Raw genomic sequence first — 5,595 nt, forward strand, 5'->3', positions numbered from 1 at the left:
CATCTCCCCATCTCCTTATTCCTGTTCGCTGTTTAACGAATGATGAGACGATATCTACCGCCTGCACCTGGTTCGCTGGCGTTGACAATGACGCGATAAGTGCCGGAAGTGGGCAAAGTCAGATTGAGAGCAGAATTTGGATTATTTCTGCCCACATTGTTATTTTCTGCAACCTTACGACCATCTGGCCCTAGAAGTGCCAAATAAGTGTCAAATTCAGAGCTTTCTAAAATAATTCTGATGGGTTGACCAGCGACACCATCAAAAGTGTAGGATCTGTACCAACTGCCATCAGAAGGAAGTATAGGAGCACCAGGGCCAAGAGTACCTTGTAATTGGATGGCAGATCTGGTTTGTCTTGAGGCATTGGGATTTCTCAAAGCAGCACCCGATGTCATCGCTCTCAGACCAAAAGATCCGACTTCTCCGGCTTGGTAGGAGTTAGCAATTAAAAGGTAAGTGCCTGAGATTGGTAAGCTAGTAACAATTCGGGCATTTCCGTTACCGCCTGAGTTGTAATCTTGGGCTAATGTCCGACCATTAGGCGCTACTAGAATTAAAAAGGGGTCGATTTCCCGACTTACCATGTCTATTCTGACTTGTTGACCAGCGCGACCTTCAAACCTGTATGCTTTAAAGAAACTGTTATCTACGGGTAAGACGTTATCTCCAGGGCCTAATTTAGCGGTAATTAGTTCACCATTGAGTGCCAATGTTTGTGGGGGGTTGGTAGAGCGTCTTGTACGAGGGACTGTTTGAGCGACGCGAGAAGCGGTTCCTTGACGAACGGAGGTTAAGAAAGGCTGTATTCGATCGATCGCGATCGCAAATCCAATCCCAATATTCCCTCCGGCTTGACTATTAGTAAAAATAGCCGTATTAACGCCAATTAATTCTCCCTGACTGTTAAGTAAAGGTCCCCCGGAATTACCAGGGTTAATGGCTGCGTCAGTTTGAATTAAGCCCCTTTCGCGATCGATCCGACTAACTATTCCCACTGTAAAAGTACCCTGAAAGCGACCAAAGGGATTACCAATGGCGTAAGCTCGTTGTCCTACTTGTACTGCTGAACGTGCTAAAGGAACAGTGGGAAGGTTATTTTGAGAGCGAATTTTCAAAACTGCTAAATCCAAACCGCGATCGCCAAAAGCTACCACATCTGCTGGCAAACGTCTACCATCTGCTAAAGTTACAGTTACAGTCCCGGAAGCACCCTGGACAACGTGGGCATTAGTCAAAACTAAGCCATCTGGACTGATAATACTACCACTGCCAGAACCGTTGGGTACAGCGATCGACACTACAGCCGGACTAGCTTTTTGATATACACGGACGTTAGTTTGTTCGTCAGTAGCTTGTGCTGATGCGGGAGTAGCATTCAGCCAAAGCGGAGTAGTCACAGCTAACGAACTAATGCCAAAAACCCCTAATGTTGTTCTGGCAGCTATTATGCTGGATGCAGCTAAAGTTAAAAGTTTAGTGTTCATCCTGAGATGACGATTTAATAGTAGTTGTGGTATTTGTTATGTGGCTGATGCCAGTTTTTTTACTGAGGAAAAATGTCTCCAATTGGAGACATCCAGATAATACCGTTATAACCTTTTTATTTTCTAACGTTAGTTAGTAGCTGGTAATTGGTAGTTGGTAGTTGGAGACATAAAATTATCACTGTTTATTGTTCACAGCATCTATTTTTACAATTTACTTAATAAAAATAAAAATAAAACCTTTTTAAATTTTTAACTTCTAAGTTATCTAGTGCATTACGGCAGAAGTAATCCATCCGTTTTTTCTCACCATCCCCCCATCTTTGAGCGGAACTGGTGCGCCTGGAGTTCGCCTACTCCCCAGGAGGGCTGGTTGTTCTTCTCCAACCAACCCAGCCAGACTCAAGCCTATTCCCCATTACAACCATTGCTGGGTAAAGACTTAGACATTTATCACTTCTGTTGCACCTGCAATTTATCGGCTACTAACTCAAGCCGGGACAAGGTAAGAGAAATATTTGTTCTCTGTTCAAAAGTTACTTTTCTTAGCCAAGATGTCCGGCTTGTTTAGCGACCGCCAATTTATCTAAAATTTGCTGGATCGTCGTTGTCGTCTTTGGGATCGATCGGTTGATAATCTACATAATCATCTGATGCTTTAGATGATAGATTTTCCAGATCTTCCCTCCGAGAAATATCTTCTGGAGAACGACGTTTTCTAGAACGAGTTGGAACCGTTTCCGAATTATCGAAATCATCTCTAGGGGGACGACGGGAAGAACTGCGAACAGGTCTTTCTTCCACATCCCTAACACCCCAATCATCTACAGGTGGTTCAACAGAACGAGATTCAGGACGGGAACGGCGTTTGCGTGTGGGAGCATCATTAGAGCTTAATCTATCCCTGTCTTTGTCTCGTTCAGCTAGGCTACTGCTACGGCTGGAGGAACGGCGACGGGGTTCATCATAGTCATTGCGGGAACTCCGCGAGTCACGGCTACCTCTGATGCGACGAGAAACTGGTAGTTCTTCGTCTGGTTCTAGTTCTAATTCATCCAATTCTGCTTCTTGATATACTCGATACTTCTGGCTGACGGGTCGTTCTTCATCTACGATCGGCGTATTGCGTTTAGCTTGTTCCGTTGTCACACCCCGTAACCGCAAGTTATCCACGACAAAGAAAACCGCAGTTCCCGCCAATAGATATTGACTAAAAGCCAAAATTGGGTCTAAGCGCCATCCTTGAAACAGGAGAATTAACCCGCATACTAAGCTAATGGCAGCAAAGAAAATATCATGATCTCTGGCAAGTTCCGGGCGAACTGACCTGAGAAAATAGAGTCCTACACCAGCTACAGCTAGTGCAATACCGAGAAAAGTGGCAAATGACTGCCCAAAATTGAGCATTGTATCTCTCCGAAGTTAGTTCTACGGCAGTGAGTCAGGCTTGACATCTCCAATGTAGCTTGACCAGCCTAGTTTTTAGCTTGAACCAGTCTGAAACTGGCCTTTAAGAAAATCAGCCAATCCTACTGCCCCATATATAGAACAGAAGGGACGCTGTTTACTGAGATTTTTCTTTAGCGTCCCTGAAAATATTATCTGGTTTATGGTAAATCAGCTTTCTTAAGAGCGCTGAATCCGATCTTTTTGACTAATAAAGACTAGTCCAACTACTACAGGAACAACCACAATCACAAAACCTGCAACCAAGCTCCACAAAAAGTTAGCTAAAGAAGGAGTCATATCCGCGCCTCTATTTTTACAAAACGATACCGTCTTTTAATTTTAACCAGCTGCTACAACCTTGAAAAGTGCTGCTGTCAAGGATGATGACAAACTCATAGGATATGCTGACTGAAGCATAAATTAAAGAATTAGATAAAAAAATTAATAAAACTTAAAATAGTCGTAGGGTGCGTTACGTTATGACTAACGCACCATCCTAACTGTCGTACTCTGATAAAAAGTATCCACTTTGACAATTTACTTAAAGACTTATGACTGGTATTGACATTGTTAGCTTAGGGCTGGGTTTGCTGTTGGCATTAATGATTTTCCTGTTTATTATCAGGATCGTGCTGACTTGGTATCCCCAAATCAACCTCAATAGTTTTCCTTGGAATTTAGCCGCTTGGCCTACAGAACCTTTTTTAGTGGTGACGAGAAAGATTGTGCCACCTTTGGGCGGTGTAGATATTAGCCCGATTATTTGGGTAGGAATTTGTAGCTTGCTACGAGAAATTTTAATTGGTCAGCAAGGGTTGTTGCGGATGATGGGCTAAGGGGAAAGGCAGAAGGCAAGAAAGGGTAAAGAGTACATTTAATTTAAAGCCTTACCTTGTCCCCTTGTCTCCTTGTCTCCTTGTCTCCTTGTCCCTTTTACTACCCACTACCCACTACCCATTACCGATTCGATCGCATCATCATCTGCTCAACAAAGTTAGTGTAAACTTCACCTTTGAGAAAGTAGGGGTTTTCCAAAATCTTTTGATGGAAAGCAATGGTGGTGGGTAATCCGGTGATGGCGCATTCTCGTAGGGCGCGTTTCATGCGTTGAATGGCGCTTTGGCGATCGGGCCCCCAAACAATCAACTTACCGATGAGAGAATCGTAGTAAGCCGGAATATCGTAATCAGTGTAAACGTGGGAATCCATCCGCACACCTGTACCCCCTGGCGGTAAGTAGCCGCTAATGCGCCCAGGAGAGGGACGGAAGTTATAATCTGGGTCTTCGGCGTTGATTCGGCATTCGATCGCATGACCCCGCAAAACCACTTCCTCTTGGGTTAAACTGAGTCTTTCCCCTTGGGCGACGCGGATTTGTTCAGCGATTAAATCCAATCCGGTAATCATTTCCGTTACGGGATGTTCCACTTGAATCCGGGTGTTCATTTCCATAAAGTAGAAATCACCGTATTGGTCTAAGAGAAACTCTACAGTTCCCGCGCCAACGTAATTAATCGATTTAGCTGCCATAACCGCCGCTTTGCCCATTTTTTCCCGTAATTCTTGGCTAAGGGCGGGGCTAGGGGCTTCTTCTAACAGTTTTTGGTGTCGCCGTTGAATGGAACAATCCCGTTCTCCCAAGTGAATTACATTACCGTAGGAATCTGCCATGATTTGAAATTCAATGTGACGGGGGCGTTCAATGAATTTTTCCAAATAAACGCCAGGATTTCCAAAGGCGGCTTCCGCTTCCCCTTGGGCGGCTTGAAATAGTTTAGAAAAGTCTTCTGGATCTTTAACTAATCTCATTCCTCTACCACCACCGCCCGCTGTGGCTTTAATCATCACCGGGTAGCCGATTTTCTGGGCGATAATCATCGCTTCTTGTTCATCGGTGAGTAAGCCGTCGCTTCCGGGAACGGTGGGAACTCCTACCCGTTTCATGGTGTCTTTGGCGGTGGATTTGTCGCCCATCGCCCGGATTGCTTCGGGGCTGGGGCCAATAAATGTTAGTTGATGATCGGCACAAATTTCGGCAAATCGGGCATTTTCGGCTAAAAAGCCGTATCCCGGATGAATTGCCGTAGCGTTGCGCGTTAAAGCAGCGGCGATAATGTTTGGGATGTTTAAATAACTTTTACCGCTGGGAGGTTCACCTATACAAACAGCTTCGTCGGCAAGTTGGACGTGCAAGGCTTGAGAATCAATGGTAGAGTGAACTGCAACGGTAGCAATTCCCATCTCTTCGCAGGTGCGGAGAATCCGAAGGGCTATTTCTCCCCGATTGGCAATTAGAATCTTTGAAAAAGGCATTTTCCGGCTTTTGGCGAGGGCAGTGGCAAGTCGTTAACGTTTGCATCGAAGCAACTTTGGCTGCTTCTCTCTGGTTAAACCTAGCCCTGGAGGAAAAGCAGCTTTTTGTGTTCGGGTGTTAATCCTACCATGCTGTCGGGGACACTTATCTTTAAATGTGTGCCAGCTTTGGGTTTTCCGCAGGCATCGGAGAATTTTTTGGGTTATAGTTGATATTCTGAACCGATTTACGCTAATATTGTTTCCTACGCGGATGTGGCGGAATTGGTATACGCGCACGTTTGAGGGGCGTGTGGCTTTGCCTTGCGAGTTCGAGTCTCGCCATCCGCATATTTAACCCCACCCC

The 5,595-nt window shown here is 45.1% G+C and carries 5 protein-coding genes and 1 tRNA gene; 2 read left to right on the plus strand and 4 right to left on the minus strand.

Going from position 1 to position 5,595, the window contains the following annotated elements; translation table 11 throughout:
* Positions 1 to 32 precede the first annotated feature (32 nt).
* The 3 genes from IQ264_RS31290 to psbX form a co-directional block, all read right to left on the minus strand.
* Positions 33 to 1,487, minus strand: coding sequence for a S1C family serine protease (locus tag IQ264_RS31290; protein WP_193986426.1), 1,455 nt, complete (start codon positions 1,485 to 1,487; stop codon positions 33 to 35).
* A 582-nt stretch (positions 1,488 to 2,069) separates the two neighbouring features.
* Positions 2,070 to 2,894, minus strand: a complete 825-nt coding sequence (locus tag IQ264_RS31295; protein WP_193986429.1) for a Ycf66 family protein — start codon at positions 2,892 to 2,894, stop codon at positions 2,070 to 2,072.
* Positions 2,895 to 3,113: 219 nt separating this feature from the next.
* Positions 3,114 to 3,233, minus strand: coding sequence for a photosystem II reaction center X protein (gene psbX / locus IQ264_RS31300; protein ID WP_193986431.1), 120 nt, complete (start codon positions 3,231 to 3,233; stop codon positions 3,114 to 3,116).
* 254 nt (positions 3,234 to 3,487) lie between these two features.
* Between psbX and IQ264_RS31305 the strand changes: the two genes are divergently transcribed.
* On the plus strand, positions 3,488 to 3,772 hold the full coding sequence (locus IQ264_RS31305) for a YggT family protein (protein WP_193986433.1): 285 nt from the start codon (positions 3,488 to 3,490) through the stop codon (positions 3,770 to 3,772).
* A gap of 121 nt (positions 3,773 to 3,893) precedes the next feature.
* Here the strand turns inward: IQ264_RS31305 and accC are convergent, their stop codons facing one another.
* The gene (gene accC, locus IQ264_RS31310; protein ID WP_193986434.1) at positions 3,894 to 5,249 is read right to left on the minus strand and encodes an acetyl-CoA carboxylase biotin carboxylase subunit; all 1,356 of its coding nucleotides are present in this window, start codon (positions 5,247 to 5,249) and stop codon (positions 3,894 to 3,896) included.
* A 249-nt stretch (positions 5,250 to 5,498) separates the two neighbouring features.
* Here accC and IQ264_RS31315 point away from each other — a divergent pair.
* A tRNA-Leu gene (locus IQ264_RS31315) sits at positions 5,499 to 5,579 on the plus strand.
* Positions 5,580 to 5,595: the final 16 nt, after the last annotated feature.

It is taken from the genome of [Phormidium] sp. LEGE 05292, from assembly GCF_015207735.1.
In the GTDB taxonomy this organism is placed as follows: Bacteria; Cyanobacteriota; Cyanobacteriia; order Cyanobacteriales; family Aerosakkonemataceae; genus Floridanema.